1 pseudogene is annotated in these 657 nt (G+C 61.3%); it reads left to right on the top strand.

Annotated elements, in window-relative coordinates:
* Nucleotides 1-657 (top strand): annotated as a pseudogene (locus L6966_RS12130) (hypothetical protein); the annotation flags it as partial.

Raw genomic sequence — 657 nt, 5'->3', positions numbered from 1 at the left:
CCCAACGACGCACCAGGCATCATCACCGACAACCTCGGCGCCACCTACCTCTGCGCACCCCGCACAATAGACCCCACCAACCCAACAGACCCCACCGACCCAACAGACCCCACCAGCCCAACAGACCCCACACAACAAACCCCCATCATCCTCACCGTCGAAGACCTCCAACACCTCGGCCTCACCCCCACCCCCATCCACCAACAAAACCCACCCCACACCCTCAAAAACTACAACACCAACTTCTACACCACCCCCACCACCCAAGAATTCACCACCCACATCAACAACACCCCCATCCAAGCCCGAGCCACCCCCATCATCTACACCTACACCTACGGAGACGGCACCACCCTCACCACCACCCACCCCGGCTACCCACTCCCACCAGAAACCTGGGACCAACAAACCCCCACCTCCCATCAATACACCACCACCGGCAACTACCACTACACCCTCACCACCCACTACCGCGGAGAATACTCCATCAACGGAGGCCCCTGGCACGTCATGAGCGGAACAGGACAAGCAACCACAGAACCCCAACTCATCCGCGTCTGGCGCACCGAAGTCAGACTGGTCGATGGCACCTGCGCCCAAGAACCCACCGCCTGGGGCTGCCCCGACTCCACCGCCACACCCACACCCACCTGGTAA

This window comes from Rothia nasisuis, from assembly GCF_928381405.1.
Lineage (GTDB): Bacteria > Actinomycetota > Actinomycetes > Actinomycetales > Micrococcaceae > Rothia > Rothia nasisuis.
This window is presented reverse-complemented; position numbering and strand designations above follow the sequence as displayed.